This window comes from Pseudomonadota bacterium (assembly GCA_039196715.1).
GTDB lineage: Bacteria > Pseudomonadota > Gammaproteobacteria > CALCKW01 > CALCKW01 > CALCKW01.
Map to the genome: position 1 here is coordinate 61,834 of JBCCUP010000011.1, position 17,567 is coordinate 79,400.

15 protein-coding genes are annotated in these 17,567 nt (G+C 65.9%); 8 read left to right on the forward strand and 7 right to left on the reverse strand.

What is annotated here, in order from left to right; genetic code table 11:
* Window positions 1-181 precede the first annotated feature (181 nt).
* Window positions 182-1,663: a GGDEF domain-containing protein gene (locus tag AAGA11_06360; GenBank protein MEM9602465.1), complete on the forward strand. Its 1,482-nt coding sequence runs from the start codon at window positions 182-184 to the stop codon at window positions 1,661-1,663.
* On the opposite strand, the gene AAGA11_06365 is transcribed toward AAGA11_06360, so the two are convergent.
* From AAGA11_06365 to AAGA11_06375, 3 genes are all read right to left on the reverse strand, one after another.
* A complete protein-coding gene (locus tag AAGA11_06365) occupies window positions 1,660-4,368 on the reverse strand; it encodes a DUF2339 domain-containing protein (protein ID MEM9602466.1) in 2,709 nt (902 codons plus the stop codon). The genes AAGA11_06360 and AAGA11_06365 overlap by 4 nt on opposite strands.
* Before the next feature lie 93 nt (window positions 4,369-4,461).
* Window positions 4,462-4,920: a DUF302 domain-containing protein gene (locus tag AAGA11_06370; protein MEM9602467.1), complete on the reverse strand. Its 459-nt coding sequence runs from the start codon at window positions 4,918-4,920 to the stop codon at window positions 4,462-4,464.
* 127 nt (window positions 4,921-5,047) lie between these two features.
* The gene (locus AAGA11_06375) at window positions 5,048-5,446 is read right to left on the reverse strand and encodes a helix-turn-helix domain-containing protein (protein ID MEM9602468.1); all 399 of its coding nucleotides are present in this window, start codon (window positions 5,444-5,446) and stop codon (window positions 5,048-5,050) included.
* A gap of 119 nt (window positions 5,447-5,565) precedes the next feature.
* On the opposite strand from AAGA11_06375, the gene AAGA11_06380 reads away from it, so the two are divergent.
* Entirely contained in the window at window positions 5,566-6,045 is a 480-nt protein-coding gene (locus AAGA11_06380) for a nuclear transport factor 2 family protein (protein ID MEM9602469.1), read from the forward strand.
* 33 nt (window positions 6,046-6,078) lie between these two features.
* Here AAGA11_06380 and AAGA11_06385 read toward each other — a convergent pair whose 3' ends face one another.
* On the reverse strand, window positions 6,079-6,927 hold the full coding sequence (locus AAGA11_06385) for a 3-methyl-2-oxobutanoate hydroxymethyltransferase (GenBank protein MEM9602470.1): 849 nt from the start codon (window positions 6,925-6,927) through the stop codon (window positions 6,079-6,081).
* A 200-nt stretch (window positions 6,928-7,127) separates the two neighbouring features.
* Here AAGA11_06385 and AAGA11_06390 point away from each other — a divergent pair, with 200 nt between their 5' ends.
* Window positions 7,128-7,907 (forward strand): SDR family oxidoreductase, encoded by a 780-nt coding sequence (locus tag AAGA11_06390; GenBank protein MEM9602471.1) that lies wholly within the window; start codon window positions 7,128-7,130, stop codon window positions 7,905-7,907.
* Window positions 7,908-7,925: 18 nt separating this feature from the next.
* Window positions 7,926-8,921: an AraC family transcriptional regulator ligand-binding domain-containing protein gene (locus tag AAGA11_06395; protein ID MEM9602472.1), complete on the forward strand. Its 996-nt coding sequence runs from the start codon at window positions 7,926-7,928 to the stop codon at window positions 8,919-8,921.
* Between the two features lie 293 nt (window positions 8,922-9,214).
* On the opposite strand, the gene AAGA11_06400 is transcribed toward AAGA11_06395, so the two are convergent.
* Window positions 9,215-10,003: an IclR family transcriptional regulator C-terminal domain-containing protein gene (locus AAGA11_06400; protein ID MEM9602473.1), complete on the reverse strand. Its 789-nt coding sequence runs from the start codon at window positions 10,001-10,003 to the stop codon at window positions 9,215-9,217.
* 77 nt (window positions 10,004-10,080) lie between these two features.
* On the opposite strand from AAGA11_06400, the gene AAGA11_06405 reads away from it, so the two are divergent.
* The 4 genes from AAGA11_06405 to AAGA11_06420 are packed head-to-tail and all read left to right on the forward strand — an operon-like array spanning window position 10,081 to window position 13,796.
* Window positions 10,081-10,509, forward strand: a complete 429-nt coding sequence (locus tag AAGA11_06405) for a Rieske 2Fe-2S domain-containing protein (protein ID MEM9602474.1) — start codon at window positions 10,081-10,083, stop codon at window positions 10,507-10,509.
* Complete coding sequence (locus AAGA11_06410) at window positions 10,506-11,717, forward strand: aromatic ring-hydroxylating dioxygenase subunit alpha (GenBank protein MEM9602475.1); 1,212 nt, start codon at window positions 10,506-10,508, stop codon at window positions 11,715-11,717. The genes AAGA11_06405 and AAGA11_06410 overlap by 4 nt, the downstream gene beginning before the upstream one ends.
* Window positions 11,714-13,183, forward strand: a complete 1,470-nt coding sequence (locus AAGA11_06415) for a glutamine synthetase family protein (protein ID MEM9602476.1) — start codon at window positions 11,714-11,716, stop codon at window positions 13,181-13,183. Before AAGA11_06410 ends, AAGA11_06415 begins: the two co-directional genes overlap by 4 nt.
* 7 nt (window positions 13,184-13,190) lie before the next feature.
* Window positions 13,191-13,796 carry a hypothetical protein gene (locus AAGA11_06420; protein MEM9602477.1) on the forward strand — a complete coding sequence of 202 codons (606 nt, stop codon included), beginning with the start codon at window positions 13,191-13,193 and terminating at the stop codon, window positions 13,794-13,796.
* 19 nt (window positions 13,797-13,815) lie between these two features.
* On the opposite strand, the gene AAGA11_06425 is transcribed toward AAGA11_06420, so the two are convergent.
* Together AAGA11_06425 and AAGA11_06430 are read right to left on the reverse strand one after the other, a co-directional pair.
* The gene (locus AAGA11_06425) at window positions 13,816-15,381 is read right to left on the reverse strand and encodes a sulfatase-like hydrolase/transferase (GenBank protein ID MEM9602478.1); all 1,566 of its coding nucleotides are present in this window, start codon (window positions 15,379-15,381) and stop codon (window positions 13,816-13,818) included.
* 39 nt (window positions 15,382-15,420) lie between these two features.
* A partial coding sequence (locus AAGA11_06430) for a TRAP transporter fused permease subunit (GenBank protein ID MEM9602479.1) occupies window positions 15,421-17,567 on the reverse strand: 2,147 nt, incomplete at its 5' end.

A 17,567-nucleotide genomic window follows, 5' to 3' on the forward strand; every position in this document is an offset into this window, starting at 1 on the left:
TGCCCCCACGGGTGGCCCGGCGTGTGGGCGGGTGCCACTCGGCTGCGCGGCGGTTCAGGCTGCCCGTCTGGCGGTGTGACCGGCGTGAAGGTCGAACCCGGCCTGCCGATACCCTGACGACACGCGTTGATCGCAGGCGGGCACGCCTGTCGCGGCGCTCAGGGACAATCGGGAGGGCGGGGTGTCTGCTGACAGACTCCAGAAACTGGAAGCGCGCGTCGCGCTGCTGCAAAAGGAGGCCGAGGCCTTTCGGCAGCAAGCGTACCAGCAGGCGGACGTGCTCGGTGATGTGATTCCGGCGTTGTCACGGCTCGGTTACGCGGCCAACGACGCCACCGTGGACGCGGCGCGGCGCCTGGCGCGCGGCGTCAGCACCAACCGTGAGGACATCGACGCCATCAGCGAGCTGGCGGGCGAGTTTCTGTCGATTTACCAGCGCGCACTCGACGCCGATGCGCTGCGCCCGCACGAGCTCGCCGCGCGCGACGCGGTCGGCGCCGCCCTCGACAGGGTGTTGCCCGCTGGCCGTGCGAAGTCGGCCGCCGCGGCGCGCCTGCAGGCCGGTGACCCGCTCGCCGACGCACTCGCACCGATTGGCGACGCGCTCGGCGAGACCACGTTGAACGCCGCGGTGCGCGAGCGACTGAGCGCGATGGTCACCACCTTGCCGCTCGACCGCGTCGCCTACGAGCAGGCGCAGGGTTTGATCGACTGTCTGCGCGACGACACCCTCGAGCTCGGCGAGCTCGAGCGCATCCTCGACGAATTCACCGTGTTGCTCGAGAAGGTGCTGCAGAAACTCGTGACGCGCGACAAGCAGATGCGCCACCTGGTCTGGCACCTCGGCAGCGAACTGGGCGTGGTCGAGAACTTCCTCGGTGCGCTCGGTGAACGCGACGCGGCGGCGCTGTCCGACGCGCTCGCGGTGCACCGGGCGGTGTCCGATCAGTCGGTGGACATCGTGTCGATCTTCGACCACAGCGATTCGCTCAGCGAGGTGCGCGAGCACGTCGTCACGCGGGCGCGGGCGATCCGGACGCGCATGGACCAGTACGCCGAAGCCGCACGCTCGGCCCGCGAGCAGGCCGCACGCGAGACGCGCGAGCTCTCACGCCGGCTCTCAAAACTCGAAACGGAGCTCTCGAGCACGCGGCAAGCGCTGGTCGAGGCGCACAACACGGCGTCCCACGACTTCCTGACGGGCCTCTACAACCGGCGGGCCTTCGAGGACAGCATGAAGGGCTGGCTCGAGAAGGCGACGCGCGCGGGCGAGCTGCACTGCATCATCTGGGACATCGATCACTTCAAGCGCGTCAACGACACCCACGGCCACCACGTCGGCGATGCGGTGCTCAAGGCGACGGCCGCGGTGTTGCGCGAACACACGGGCGAAGGGGACCTCGCAGCCCGGCTCGGCGGTGAGGAGTTCGTCTCGGTGATCCGCGACGCCGACCACCCGGCGGTGCTGCAGTGGGCCGAGGCGGTGCGTGCGCACATCGCTGCGCTGGTGCACACCTCGGACACCGAGACGCTCTCGGTCACCGTGTCCTGCGGCATCGCCCAGTACCTGCGCGGCGACAGCCTGCCCTCGATCCTCGTGCGCGCCGACCGCGCGCTCTACACCGCCAAAGCGCAGGGCCGGAACCGCTGCCTGGTGGCCTAGCCAGGCGCCGGCTCGGGACCGTCGTCGGTGTTGGTGGCGGTTGTGCCCCACTGGGCGTCCATCACGCGGCTGAGCCAGGTCAGACCAATCAGAGCGAGGCCGAGACCCAGGAACGACAACACGCGAATCAGGCCGGTCAGGTCGGCCATGTCGATCAGGAACACCTTGCCGATGGTCACGCCGACCGCTGCCATCGCAACGGTGCGCAACCGCGCGTTCCGTCGCAGGAAGGCCACTGTCAGCAGGCCCACAGCGATCACCATCATGGCAAGGGTGTAGCTGTAGAGCTCGCCGTCCAGCACGCCCGGCTGTGACAGGTTCGGCCCCTGCCACACGTGGCGAATGGCGAGAGCGAGGTACCACAGGGCAAAGCCGGAGGCCAAACTGAGCAGCAGTGTCGACGTGTGGCGCCAGGGGGTCTCAAGACGCAAACCGGCGAGTCCGAGCACCGCGGCAACAGGCAGGTAGGCCAGCGCGAGGGAGTTCAGGACAGGCGGACCAACGACGGCCTCCCTGGCCGACGTCAACGGGTTGAAGCCGAACAAGCCGGCGGCCACGGCGCCGACGACCAGCGCGCCGAGTGCGCACGCGACAATGCCACGCAGGTTTTGCTCGAACCGGCCGGCGCCGCTGAGTTGGCGCAATTGAGCCAGGCACGCCACCAGCCACAGCGCGGCCAACAGGCCCATGCCCCAGTGGCTCTCCAGCCCGCGACCGGGCAACAGGCGGACCAGCACGACAAAGACCCCGGCCGCACCGACGCTCCACATGCCGCACGCAATGCTGACCCGAAGCGTTGGCTGTGTGGTCCGCACGGTCGCACGCGCAAGACCGAGCACCAGCAGCGGTCCGACGTAGGCGAGCAGGACATCGAGCACAGGCGGGGCATCGAACGTCCGCGTCGCCCAGGTGACGCCCGGATCCACCACCGCACGGTATGCCACGATCAGGACGCCGACCTTCACCAGGGCGGGCAGCAGCGGCAACGCGAAGCGTCGGTCGAGCACGGTGACCGCAAGCGTCAACACGGCCAGGCCGAGCGTCAGGGCGGTGTGCGTGAACGCCACGAACAGCGACAGTCCGAGTAGCGTCAGGGCTGCAATACTGTAGAGCGCTGCGTGCATCGGTGCGTCCGCGACGCTCTGGTGAGCGCTCTGTCGGCTGAGGATCGCCACGCCGGCTGCAGCCGCTGCAATGCCAAGCGCCCAATGGGTACTGCCGTAGTGCGCTGCGGGTAACCATTGCCACTCCAGGGCAAAGACGACCGCGACCGTGAACGCGGCGCTGCCGGCGCAGAACAAACGGGCAAACAACGGTGTTTCGCACTGCCGCTGTCGCACGAAGCCAAGGACGCTGGTCAGCAGCGCGACTGCCACGATCGCCCACACAGTGGCAGCGGGGCGCTCGCGTTCGTCGAGCGGTCGTGTGAAGTCGCTGTAGAGGCCGCCCTCCAGCTGGGGTTGCAACGCGACCACCGTGACAAATGCGATGCAGGGCCAGAGCGCGAGGTCAATGAAGGCCGTCGAACGTGCCGTCCAGAACAACGCCACCCCCAGCGTGACAGCCAACGCGATGAGCGCCTGGCCGTTGTGTGCGATGTCGGTGGCGACACCCACGACCACCGCCGCCGCACTCGCGTTGGCCACCGCCAGCCAGCCCAACCAGACCGGGAGGCCCGGAAGCGGCAGCTTGAACGCCAGGCCCGACACCGGAGAGCCGGACACCGTCGGGCGCAACTGATGCGAGGGCACCGTGAGTGCGGCACCCGCCAACAGGCCGCTCGCGATCAGGAAGTGGGCGGGGAAGCCCGATGTCAGGTAAATCGTCCAGACCGATACCGTCGCGCCACCGAGGCCGATGACGGCGAGCCAGGCGTACCGTTTGATGCTGTCGATTGCGAGCGCGGTCGTGGCGAGGGCGGCGAAGTAATACGACAGCACCCACGGTGTGTCCGAACGACCACCCACGAGGTACGGGGCAATCAGGGCGCCGACGATGCCGACGGCCGACAGGAAGGGCCCGTAGAACCACCCGAGCAGCACCGCTGCAGCCGCGATCGAGGCGAGGGCGATCAAGGCGGTCAGTGGCTCGATGAGCTGGTACAGGCCGCGTGCGGCGAGCACCGCGGCGAACAGGGTGAAGACGCCGGCGCCGGCGAGGGCCGAGGGCAAGAAACGGGTGGTGGGCTCCGTGTCGTCGCCGTGTCGGCGGCGCAAAGCCTCGCCGCCACCGACGAGCAACGCACCGAGTGCCATGGCACACCAGACGCGCGCAGTCGGGGTCAGGTAGCCGTGTTCGGCGCCGTATTGCACGAGGAACACACCGGCAAAGGCGAGCGACACAGCACCGGCCGTGAGCACCCAGTTCTCGCGCAACCACCCCAGCAGCGCGTCGAATCCGGCGGCACGGCCAGGCGATTGCACCGGCCTGTCCGGCCCGGCCCAGGTCGCACGTCGCGGGGGGCCGACGAACGCGCCCGGTACGACGGTGAGCGGCGCGTCGGAGTCGACGCTTGGTTCTGCCACTGGCGCGGGATCACCCGGTGCGGCGGATGGTGTGGTTCTGGCGCTCGCGAGTGTCTGCTCGAGGGAATCGACCCGGTCAGACAAACGCTGGTGCGCGCGGTACAGCCTGAAGACGGCGATGGCTGCAATCGGGCCGAGCGAGCCGAGAACAAGGACAAGCAGGGCCCAAACAACAACCATCGCGACGCAACCTCCAACCGATCGGGCGCCGACGGGGTGTGGCGCGGCGGTGTGATGCGGTAGAGCGTTGCGAAATTCGCGCCGAGCGTGGGGTCAGGGCGCGGTGGCCGCCTTGGCGAAATTCGCCAGTGCACCGGTGACCTTGGCGAACACCGCGTCACACGCCGACGCGCCATGGCGGGCGTTGAGGTAGTCCGGCGCGTTGTAGGCGAGGTGGACCTGGCCCTCTTCGTCCTCGTAGGCGAGCATCTTCTGCGGCAGGTCGATGGCAAGGCGCTGCGCGCAGTTCATCAACGGCGTGCCGATCCTGGGGTTGCCGAAGATCAGGACTTCGGTCGGGCGCAATGCGAGGTCGGCCTTGGTGGCATTCGCCGCGTGGTTGATGCGCGTGAACACGGTCATGCCCTTGCTCTCGAGCGCGGCCGCCAGACGGTCGATTGTGCCGGCCACGGTGTGCGGGCTGGCGACGGTGACCATGCCGTCGTCGGCGGCGACGGGCGCAGCGAACAGCAGGGTGGAGAAAACGGCGGCAAACAGTCGGTTGCGGGTCATGTCGAGGTCCTTCCAGACAGGAAAACGAACAGGGTACACCGCTGGCCGCGTGCTCGCGTCCGGTAAAACCCCGACAACACACCGCGTGTCGGCTGCCAGACCTCGGCAGCGGCGACGCACCTATCGTTCAACGCGCCAGGCGCACGCGGATATCGCGCACCAGGTTCTCGCGATCGTGCTTCGCGCGGTGAACCAACTGGGCGTGTGCGTTCGTGTTCGGGTCGTGTTTGCTGCTCCACAGGATCATTTCCAACACGATCGGCAGCAGGTCCACACCGGCCGCGGTCAAGCCGTAGAGCTTCCGCCGCCGGTCCTCCGGGTCGCGTTGCCTGGAGATGATCCCGTGGGCCTCGAGGCGAGCCAGGCGGTTCGACAGGATGTTCGTTGCCACACGCTCGTCGGCGCTCTGCAGTTCGGAGTAGGAGCGGCGTCCGAAAAACAGCAGATCGCGCACGATCAACAGGCTCCATTTGTCACCGACCAGGTCCAACACGTTGGATACGGGGCAATCTGAACGCCGTGGCATGGCGGAAGCTCGTGGCTTAGGGTACGAGAACATCGTATTTCACTTGCAACTCGCAAGCAAAAATTATAACTTGCAAAATGCAAGCAAATGACCCTGTTGTCCACGCCGAGGAATTGCGTATGAGCGTACCCACCATTGACTTCGAACCGCTGGCGAAACCGCACTGGAGTGACCGCGATCGACGCAACGCCCAAGCTGTCATCGGGTTTGCGCAACTGATCATGAACGACCACGACTTCGACGCTGTCCTGGCGCGCTTCGGCGGCCAGCGTTACCGGCAGCACAACCGCAACATCGCCGACGGCATCGAGGGCGTTATCAACACCGTGCGCGACCTGGTCGCACGCGCGCCCGAGTTCAGCTACGACGTCAAGCACGTGCATGTCGACGGTGAACACGTGGTCCTGCATTCCCACGCCACCCTCAAGGCGGCTCACCGCGGTGACGACCGTCAGGGCTTGAACATCATGGACACCTGGCGCGTGGTGGACGGGCAGCTGGTCGAGCACTGGGATGCCATTCAGGGCATCGGCTTCTCGATGCGCCTCTACAGCCTGCTCACGGGTGGCAAGGTGCGCAACGGCAACGGGGTGTTCTGACCCGGCTGCTGTGCGCCGGCTGCCCCGGGCCGCTCACTGGTGTGTGGGCGCCCATCGGTCCAGTGCCTCGAGAAACCGGTCGCGCTCGCCTGCGTGCATGCCGATGTTGGTGGACGCGTAGGGGAAATGGCCTGCGGTCACTTCACGGTGGAATTCGCCGAGGGCCGCAACACGTTCGGTGTGGATCTGCTGGTGCAGTCGGCCAACGTCGCCAAACGCGTGCGCGTGTTTCGGCGGCGTGTCCTCTTCGCTCGCCTCGCCGCAGACATCGGCGACGAACGAGAAGACCGCATCCCCCCCGGGACCCGAGCCGAGCGAGAAGGTCACGACCGTGGTCTTGTCGTTGACAGCGCTCAGGAAGTCCTCCGCGATGCACTCGACCTCCACGGCGAACACGCCGACGTCTTCCATGCGCTTGAGTGTGTTCCAGATCTGCAGGGCTTCGTCGGCTGTGCGGCCGAACGCGCGCAGGCCGCCGCAGTGGTGGCTGAAGGTCGGTATCAGGCCGATGTGACTCTGCACCGGTATGCCCTCGCGGGCGAGTCGCTCCATCACGTCGAAGGACCGCAAGGTATAGTACATGTCTGCCCCGCGGCGCATGCCGTCGAACGCGTGCGCGATGATCTCTTCGTCCGAGCCGAACTGCGCCCAGGTCGAGCCAACGCCGGTGAAGTGCGCCGGTGCGAGTTCGCGCACGTCCTCGATCTGCTCGCTGCCGACCACGAAGAGGTCAATACCGGCTTCGACACACGCACGGATCTGATCGCGGTCCGCGGGGTTGGACATCGACAGGGTCTGACTCGATCCCTTCAGCGCCCTGAGGTCGGCGACAGTGAAGTTGCGGGTGGCCGGGTTGCGGCTGAAATCGTAGAGGCGCTTCATGGCATGGTCGGTTCCGGGGGAAGTGCATCTGACGCTACCACCGCGCGCGTCGGATCGCACCCGGCGGCGCGCGGCGCGCCCGCCGAATCCGCGTTGGCCAGGGTGGCACCTTTGGCGAGTCAGTTGGCGCGTTCTGATTGCGGCCTCTGGCCTCGGAACCGATACGATTCAAGCCACACTCAACTGACCGGTAGCTCGACATGCCGAACACTGCTCTCATCACTGGCGCCTCCGGCGGCATCGGACTGGAACTCGCGCGCATCCACGCCCAACGTGGCGGCGCCCTGGTGTTGGTCGCCCGATCGCAAGACAAACTCGACGAGATCGCCGATTCGCTCTCACAAGCCCACGGCGTCGACGTCACGGTGATTGCGCAGGACTTGTCCCGGTCCGGCGCGGCGCAGGCGATCTTCGAGCAGACCGAGGCCCTGGGTCTGCAGATCGACACGCTGATCAACAACGCCGGATTTGGCGGCCATGGCGTGTTTCACGGGCGCGATCTGGCGGCCGAACAGCGCATGATGCAGGTGAACATGGTCAGTCTGACCGACCTGACCCACCTCTACCTGCAGGGCATGGTGGCACGCAAACAAGGCCGTGTGCTCAACGTGTCGTCGACAGCGTCGTTCATGCCGGGGCCCCTGCAAGCCGTCTACTACGCCACCAAGGCGTACGTCACGTCGTTCTCGCAGGCGATTGCCGAAGAGCTGTCCGAACACAATGTCACCGTCACCGCGCTGTGCCCGGGCGCCGTCGCGACCGGCTTTGTTGCGGCTGGCGACCTTGAAGGTGTCGATATCTTCAAGACGGCCAAGTCGGCCGAATCGGTTGCGCGCTGTGGCTATGACGCTATGGAAGCTGGCGAGCTGGTCGCGTTCAACGAGGGCAAACTCAAGTTCCTGCTGAATTGGGTGATACCGTTGTTGCCGCGAAAGACCGTGCTTGCGATGTCACGCAAGGCGATGGAAAAATCCCACTAGCTCCGGGGCGGTAGCAAGGTGAAACGGGCAAGCCACTTCAAGGTGCAACCGGGCTGGGCGTTGCTCATGCAGGACATGCAGGTTGACGTCGAATCCGCCCTGACTCACGCCGGCTTGCCGGCAGACCTGTTCAACCGCGCAGACGCCACGCTCACGCCGGATGAGTATTACCGTTTGTGGCGAGGTCTCGAGCAGGCCACCGGTGAGCAGGAGATGGCGTTGCTGCTGGCCGAGGCGTTGTCGGTGGAGGCGTTCGATCCGCCGTTGTTCGCCGCGGTCTGCAGCCCTGATCTCGATGTGGCGTTGACGCGAATCCAGCAATACAAGCCCCTGATTGGCCCGATGCACATGGCGATCCATCGCGAGCCCGCAGTGACTCGGCTTTCGCTGTCGTGCTATGACGACCACGGGCCCATGCCGACGGCGCTCGAGCTTGCCGAGTTCACCTTTTTCACCCAGTTGGCACGCCTGGCCACGCGGCACCGCGTGTGCCCGGTGGAGGTCTGTGTGTCGCAATGGCCGGAGAAACGCGCCGAGTACGAGCAGTATTTCGGTTGCCGTGTGCGCACTGGCAAGGCCGCCGTGCTGGGCTTTTCATCCGTGGACATGGCCCGTCCATTCCTGACAGCCAATGCCCGGATGTGGGCGTTCTTTGAATCGGAACTCAACACCCGCCTCGCAAACCTGGACACGGACAGCACGGTGTCCGAGCGTCTGCGCGCGGTGCTGCTCGAGCTGCTGCCAGCCGGGTTGTGCTCGATCGACGTCGCGGCTGACAGACTCGCTGTCAGTAAACGCACACTGCAGCGCAAGCTCACGGCCGAGTCAGTGAGCTACCACGACGTGCTGCAATCGGTGCGCGAGGAACTGGCGGATCACTACCTGACCGCGTCGCGACTACCGTTGGCCGAGATCGCCTTTCTGCTGGGTTACAACGAGACCAACTCGTTCATTCGCGCGTTCTCGGCGTGGAAAGGCGTGGCCCCGGGTAACTACCGCGAGACGTGGCACTGAGTCGGTTGGCGACCGTGCGGCACTCTGGCCAGAGCGGCAACCCCGCTGCGGCTGCCGAACCGCCCGAGGCGCGGCCAGTGCTGAAACCGGTGTTCAGCGCGGTCGATTGATGCCGGTGTAGGGCGGCGTAGGCCGCCTGGTGGCGGCAAGCGGCGGCGATCACACGGATCTGTTCTTCGACACCCCACCTGCACGCGTGGCGCCACAGTTTTTTGTATTCAAGGTGCTCGCGGCAGCGTTGAGCGGTGTCGATGTCGGGGGCGATCAGCGGCTCGCAGTGTCGAGCACGCAGCTCAACGGGCTGACAAGCCTGGTGCTGTCTGTGCGAACAGCGAGAGTCGACGCAGTGTCATCGCGGTCTGGCGCAGGGCGTCCAACGCCCGTTCGCGCTGCACCGCTGTGCCGAACGCGTTCACGGTCTGTGTCGTGCCCACCACAGCCGGGCTGCCCGACAAGGTGCCGACCGGGACGGCGATGGCGGCAGCGCCCAATTCGAACTCGTTCTCGACGTAGGCGTAGCCTGTGGCCGCTGCGTCTGCCACGGCGGCCTCGATCGCCGCTGGATCGCAGCGCGTCTGTTCGGTGTGTCGGGGCAGCGGGACGCGCGCGAGGACGGCACCGATCTCGGCGGCGGGACACTGGGCGAGCAACGCGCGCCCGACAGCCGTGCTCGGCAGTGGCAAGCTGCTGCCGACAGTGAGCCCGAACGACAACCGCGATGCATCACTGCGCGAGGTCACGACGTAGAGGGCCTGATCGCCGTCCTTGACCGCAAGCGCGATGTCACGGCCCTCGGATTCCGCGAAACGGTCGAGCACGGGCTGAACAGAGAGGCCGATGTCGTTGGCGCCGAGGTAGCCCCCTGCGATCGACAAGATCTTCGGCGTCAGGCTCAGCTCGCGGCCGACGAGGCTGAGGTAGCCTGCCTCGACCAGACTCAAGCACAGGCGTCGAGCGGTTGCCCGATCGAAGCCGGTGTGTCTGGCGATCTCGGCCATGGTGAAGCTGCGCCTCGGCGTCGAAAAGCACGCCAGGACCTTCAGGCCCTTGGACACGGTGGCTGAGCCCTGGCTGTTGTTCACGTTGACAGTTCCTACGGCGCTGTTCTATTTTCACTAATAACACATATGTGCGATTATCGCACACTATTGGGTGAATCATGCCGGCTCCCCACACCGTGATCGATCCCGACGCCTCGGCGCCCTGGGCGTTTGTCGCGCACCGCAGCGACTTGGTCGAGCCGCGTCCGTTGCTGCCGGTGGTGATCGGCAACCGCCCGTACATCCTGTTCCAGGATGACACCGGTGAGCTGGGGCTCATCGGTCGTCACTGCCCACACCGTGGCGCGGACTTGTGTTTTGGTCGGTTGGAAGACAATGGCATACGCTGCCCTTTCCACGGTTGGCATTTCGACCGGTCTGGTCAGTGTGTGGAGCAGCCTGCCGAGCCGCCGGGCTCGGTCATGTACAAGGCGATCAAGGTGCCCATGGTGCCGCTGCACGAGGTCGACGGGCGGATCTATGCGTATGTCGGGCAGGGCGAGCCCGCGCCGACGCCGGACTGGTCGAACGGGAGTGACATGACATGATTTCTCAACGGTTGAACGACCAGCTCACGCGTGTGGGGCCGGGTGCGGAAGCCGGTGCCGTGCTGCGACACTACTGGCAGCCCGCTTGCCTGATGGACGAGTTGGAAACGGGTCGAGCGGTGCCCGTCAACCTGCTTGGAGAACGGCTTGCCATGGTGCCGCGTGGCGATCAATGGCAGTTGGTCACGCGGCGGCCCACACCCGAAGAGAGCCCGATGCGGTATCCTGATCGGGTCGAGGTCGACGCGCAGGGCCCGACGTACCCCACTGTGCAGCGACGGGGCGTGGTGTTCGCCTACCTCGGCCCGGGTGAGGCACCGGCGCTGCCCAATTTTGATTGCTTCCGCGCGCCAGACAGCCACGTGTTCGCCTTCAAGGGGCTCTGGGCGTGCAACTGGCTTCAGGCTCTTGAGATCGGTATCGACCCCGCGCACGCGAGCTTCCTGCACCGCTTTCTCGAAGACGACGATCCCGAAGCCGCGTACGGCAAGCAGTTCCGCGACAAAGCCGCCGGCACCGAGTTGCCGATGACCTACATCCTGCGCGAGTACCCGCGGCCGGAGATCAGCGTCGATGAGACCGAGTACGGTTTGAAGATCACCGCCCTGAGACACCTCGACAACGGTCACACGCACGTCCGTGTGACCAATGCGATCTTCCCACAAGCCATCTGCATCCCGATGTCACGGGAGATGACCATCACCCAGTGGCACGTGCCCGTCGACGACGAGCATTGCTACTGGTACACCCTGTTCACGAGTTTTGACCAACCGGTGGACAAGGCAGTGATGCGGGCCCAGCGCCTGGCAGAGCACGAACTGCCGGAATACAAGCCTGTAAAACACCGGGATAACGACTACGGCTACGATCCGCACGAGCAAGCGACACTCACTTACACGGGGATGGGTCTGGACATCAACGTGCACGACCAATGGGCTGTGGAAATGATGGGCAGTATTCAGGACCGCACGCGTGAGCACCTCGGGCGCAGCGATGTCGCCGTCATCCGCAATCGGCGGATGCTGCGCAAGGCCATTGCCGCGGTGGCGCGGGGCGACAGCCTGCAATTGCCGATGCACGACGGCACTGCGGCCTCGCTCACAGGTCCACTGTCGAACGATGCGATTGCACCGACGGCTGACTGGCAACGCGCCAGCGCCCAGGCCGACCGCGAACGCCGTGCAGCGTGCCCCTGGCCCGCCGTGTGAACGTGGGCAACGGCATCGACACGGCACTGCGCTCGGGTGGCCTCGTTGCGGCGGGCATACGCTCGGAGGCGGACTGCCTGGCCGCAGCCGAGGTGCTTGCCGGCTTTGACGCCGACGGCGTGGAGACGGTTCGATTGGTCTTTGTTGATCAGCACGGCATCTTGCGCGGCAAGACGGTGGTGGTCGATGCGGTTCTGTCGGCGTGTGCGCACGGCATTGGCATGCCCTCGACGCTGTTGCTCAAGGACACCGCACACAAGACGGTGTTTCCGGTGTGGGAAGGCGGGGCAAGTGTGGCCGGTATGGCGCTCAATGGCGCGAGTGACGTGCTCGCGGCGCCCGACCTCACGACCGCGACCCCCGTGCCCGGGTCACCCCACGCGCGCCGTGTGTTCTGCACGCTCCACGCGCGCGACGGCTCGCCGCTCGCGTTCTCGTCGCACGAGATCCTCGCTCGCGCTGTGGCGCGCCTCGCGCATCACGGTCTGCAGGCGGTGGTGGGGCTCGAGGCCGAGTTTCAGGTCTTCGAACGGATTGACCCTGCGCTCGATCACGCGCAGGCCAGCATGCCACCGGCCGCCGTCGGCACGCGCAACCTCACCCAGGGTTGGCAGTTTCTGACCGACGCCCGCTACGCCGAAGTGGAGCCGTTGCTCGACGAACTGCGTCGGGCAGCGCAAACCACGGGTCTCGGCGTGCGAACGGTCGAGATCGAAATGGGCCCGAGCCAATTCGAATTCACCTTCGAGCCGACCGACCCGATGACGCAGGCGCGTCGGTTCGTGTTGTTTCGGGCCCTGGTCAAGGAGATGTGCCACCGACGCGGCTTGCACGCGAGCTTCATGGCCCGGCCCAAGCTGCCCCACGCAGCGGCCAACGGGTGGCACATCCACCAATCGGTTTTGCATGCCGAGTCGGGGCGAAACGCCTTCATGCCGGCTGAGGCCGGTGAACTGACGGCAGAGGCCGCGGGGTGGATCGCCGGCTTGTTGCGTCACGCGCCGGCGTCGTGCTTGCTGACCACGCCGACGGTCAACGGCTACAAGCGCTTCAGTGACTACCAACTGGCGCCGAACCGCGTGGCCTGGGGCTATGACAACCGCGGCGCGATGGTCCGGGCGTTACTGACACCCGGCGATGCCGCCAGCCGGCTCGAGAACCGCGTTGCCGATGCCACCGTCAACCCCTATTTCGCGCTCGCTGCGCAGTTGCTCAGTGGGCTCGACGGCATCGCGCGCAGTGAGTCCCCGCCGCCGCCGTCAAATACGCCGTATGCCGAAACGGCAGCAGCGTTACCGGACAGTTTGTTGGCGGCGATCGAGGCCTTTTCGGACAGTGCGCTCTACCGCGACACGCTGGGCGAGTCAGTGGTGGACTACCTGTTGTGTCTCAAGCGTGCCGAGTGGTCGCGTTACCTCGCTGCGGTGACCGACTGGGAGCAAACCGAATACTTCAACCTGTTTTGAGCGGCGTGTGTCAACAGGCGTGATCGTTGCGGACACTGGCGCAGTGTTCGAGGATATCCTCGATGGCTACTTTCCGCTGCGTGAAAGCCTGCGACAGATGATGGCACGACGGCACCTCGACAACGCACTGGTGTCGCTCCTGCACGCACCGGCCATGCGTATTCCCGGCTTGGCATATGATGACCCCGTGCCGTTGTACCTCAACGACGGTCAGGCGATGCTGATTGACGCGATGCTGCTCCTGGTGCAGCTGTCGACCAATGACTGTCAACTTTCGGGCGTGGCCCGCTGGCGGATGCTGGGTGAGACGGTCGCCGAGACAGCTGCGTTCGAGCCGACTGACCGGCTCGCCGAACCGGCGTTCGTTCGGGGTGTTGAGCTGATGTCGGTGCAGAGTCGGGCAGGACCAGACACGATTGATCCGACTGTTGCCACCGTGCACGCACACTGGGTCTGGGGGTGTATCACGCGCGGTGAGTTCGCCCTGAACGGCCGCTGCCTGATCGCCAGCTCGAACCACCCGAGCGTGACGGCACGGCCGGTGCGGGTGCGGGCAGACCTGGCCCACGCAGGGAACACCGAGCAGATGTTTGCCGAGTTGTGCGCGCACTGACGGGCGCACACGTGCCGACTCACGCGAGGCGGCGCGACAGCGGGCTGTCGTCCATCTGGCCGATCAAGAGCTGCGTGAGGGTTTCGAACAGGCGCGCCTTGGTCGCGGCGTGGTCGGGGTTGTCCCAGAGGTTGTGGGTTTGCTTCGGGTCGTTGGCGAGGTCGTAGAGCTCGCCCCAGTCCTGGTCCTTGTAGACCGAGAGCTGCCAGTCGTGGGTCACGACGGTGCGCACGCGCGCACTCTCTTGGAAGCCGTCGCGGGCAAAGCCGTCGTTGAATTCGATCAGCAGCGCATCCCGGTGCGTGGCGTCGCCGTGCACCGCCTCGAGAAAGCTCCTTCCTTGCATGCCGTTGTACGGGTCGACCCCGACGCGGTCGAGCACGGTTGCGGCGATGTCGATGGTCGAGGCGAGTGCGGTACTGCTGCGGGCCGTTCGGGTACTCGGGTCCGACCAGATCATCGGCACGCGGTGGATCGACCGCTGTGCCCAGGCGCCTTTTTGCAGCAGGTTGAAGTCGCCCAGGTAGTCGCCGTGGTCGGCGTTGAAGACGATCACCGTGTTGTCATAGTGCCCGGTGTCCTTGAGCGTCTGAACGAGCGCGCCGACGGCGTCGTCGATCATCGTGATCATGCCGGCGGTCAACGCCATGGCCTCGCGCACGTGGCGGTCGGTCGCCATGAATGCGTGCTGCGGCGTCTGTTGACCGCCGCCGTGCTCTTCGAAGTAGCGCCGCGCCGCGAGCAGCGGCGGCGGCGGGTTGCGGTGGTCCTCGAAGCGTGTCTCGAGTTCGAAATCGTCGGGGTCGTACAGGTTCCAGTATTTCCCGGGCGGGTTGAAGGGGTGGTGCGGGTCCGGGAAGGACACGTAGCAGAAGAACGGCTGGCGATCGTCGGCGTGGTCCCGAAGGTAGTCGGCCGCGCGGTCTCGGATGTACGCGGTGGGGTAGCTCGCCTCGGGCACCGGCGTACGGTAGGCCTGCGGGCAGCCGTAGTCGTGCGGAAGCTCGTTTGCCGGGTCGTGCAGCGCTTCCCAGTTAGGGTGTTGACGGCGGAACCACTGCCGGTAGTGGCCGTTGGCCTTGTCGCCGTGCGCGGTGACCATGTCGACGTGGTCGAAGCCGTAGTAGGGCGTCGGGAAAGGGGCTGGTTCGTCGCGTTGGTAGCGCGGCGGCTCTTCGAAGTCGTAGCGGTCGGTGTCCGCCTGCCAGGCCTCGGCGATCGGGCCGTTCGGTACGCTGCCACTGTGCCGGGCTTGCATGGCGGTCATTGGCTGCAGATGGCTTTTGCCGATCGAGGCGGTGGCGTAGCCGCTTGCACGCAAGACGTCGACGAAGGTGTTGGCGCGCGCGGGCAATGCGCAGCCGTTGTAGCGCAGCCCGTTGACCGACGGCATCCGACCGGTCATGAAACTCGCGCGGTTCGGCATGCAGATCGGGGTGGCGACGTGAAATTCGTCAAAGCGGGTGCCACTCGCTGCCAGTGCGTCGATGTTCGGCGTTTTGACGACCGGATGTCCGTAGCAGCCGAGCCAATCGGCACGGTGTTGGTCCACCATCACGTAGAGGAAGTTGGGTTGGCTGGTCATGGTGGCGGGCTCCTCGCTGGCGCGGTGTCGTCGCGAAAATCAGGCGGGCACGGTGCGGTGGCGCCAGGTGTGGAAGCCGACGATGGCGGCACCGGCGAGGAGTGCCGGCGCGTAGACCTCGACCGGCTTGAACAGCACCAGCACCGCCACCGCGAGCCGCACGACGATGTCGACAACGTTCAGTTGCGCGCGGTCGTACGCGGAGAGCGCGCTCGAGACGAGGTAGAGCGCCAGCGCAAGGCGAGCGACCAGCAACGTGAGCCACGCGATGTCCACGCGGCCGTCGTGGCCGGCGAGGAACTGGCCGGTGCCGGGGTCGATCACGGCCTTGTCGATCAGCAGCAACTCGGGGTAGAGCGCGAACACGAAGGGTATCGTGAACATCACGATGCCGGATTTGACCGCCGAGAATCCGGTGCGCATCGGATCGGCCTTGGTGATCGTCGACGCAGCGAAGGCCGCGAGTGCCACCGGCGGCGTGATCGCCGAAGCGACCGCAAAGTAGAAGACGAACATGTGCGCCGTGAAGGTTGCGATGCCGAGGCCGACGAGCATCGGGCCCATCAGCAGCGCCACATTGATGTAGGCCGGTACCGCCGGCATACCCATGCCAAGCAGCACCGCGAGCAGCATGGTCAGCGCGAGCGCAAAGAGCTGGAAGCTGGCCGAGGACACCGAGACGTCGAAGGTCTTGAGGTACCCGAGCACGTCGACCGCGACAAACTTTGCGAGCCCGGTGAAGTTGAGGCAGACGTCGATGACGGTGACGGCCAGGAACATCAGATACAAGGTTGACACGGTCACGCCCGCCTGGGCCAGGCCGTCGAAGATCTTCTTCGGTTTGGCGCGGAATGCCTTGTCGAGCAGCATCAGGAACAGCAGCAGCACCACGGCCCACCAGCCGGCTGCACTCGCGTCGCCCGCGGCGTTCTGAAACAGCTCGACGATCCAGGGCATCGACACCACCGTGCATACGTCGCCGTTTCGCTCGACCACCGAGCCGAGCAACACCGACAGCCAACTGCAGCCGACCGCGTCCTTCGGCGTCAGCAACAGCAACAGCACGAGCAGCACTGGTGCGAAGATTTGCACGAGGTGCAGACGGTCCTCGCCGGTCAGGCGCATGTCGTCGGTGAGTTCGCCGACGGCCTGGATGTTTTGCTTGCGTGCCTGGAAGATCACCGACAGAAACAAGCAGAAGAAGTAGAAGAGCGCCGGGATGATTGCCGCGATGATGATTTCGCGGTAGGGCACGCCGGTCATCGCCGACATGATGAACGCGGCGACGCCCATGATCGGCGGCATGATCGACCCGCCCGAGGATGCGGCGGCCTCGACGCCACCGGCGAAGACTTTGGAGAAGCCGCGCTTGAGCATCATCGGGATGGTCAGCACCCCCGTCGAGAGCACGTTGACCACCGGGCCGCCGGTGATCGTGCCGAACATCGCCGACGACACCACCGCCGCGTGCGCGGGGCCGCCGCGCAAGTTGCGGGTGGCCGAAAAAGCGAGCTTGATCAGCGCTTGACCGCCCGCGCAGCGGCCGAACAGCGCGCCGAGGATGATGTAGGGGAACACCAGCAACAGCAGCACGTTGAGAAAGCGCCCGAGCAGGCCTGCGGTGTTGTTGATCAGCGCGTCGCGCACGAACTCGCGGCCCGATGTCAGGCTGCGTGGCTCCTCACTGCTGAGGATGGTGATCAGGTACTTGTTTTGGCCGTCTGCACCGTTGAAATACCAATTCATCACGGTGACGAAGGTGTAGGTTGCGATCAGCAGCGACACCAGCACGAGCGGGAAACCCCAGACCTTGATGTTGTAAACGAGGAACACCACGACCGAGGCGAACAGGATCAGCGGCAACCACGCGCCGGTGGTGCTTTGGCAGGCCGGGTCGTCGGCGGTGTCGGGGATCGGCAGGCCGAGCAACTCGGCGTACTCGATATCGGCGTCGAGGGCCTGCTGCACGAGAGCGGCGCGGTCGCCCTGGACCACGTCGATCAGGCACACGGCCTCGAGCTCGGTCAGGTAGCTCAGCGAAATCGCGGCGGCAGCGAACACCAGCGCGAAGTCGATCACCAGACCGAAGCGGCGCGTGATCGCGCCCCGGTCGAACCAGCTCCGCCACATCGAGTGCTTCAGCGCGACGATCAGCATCATCCAGAAGAACACGATCGGGTAGAGCC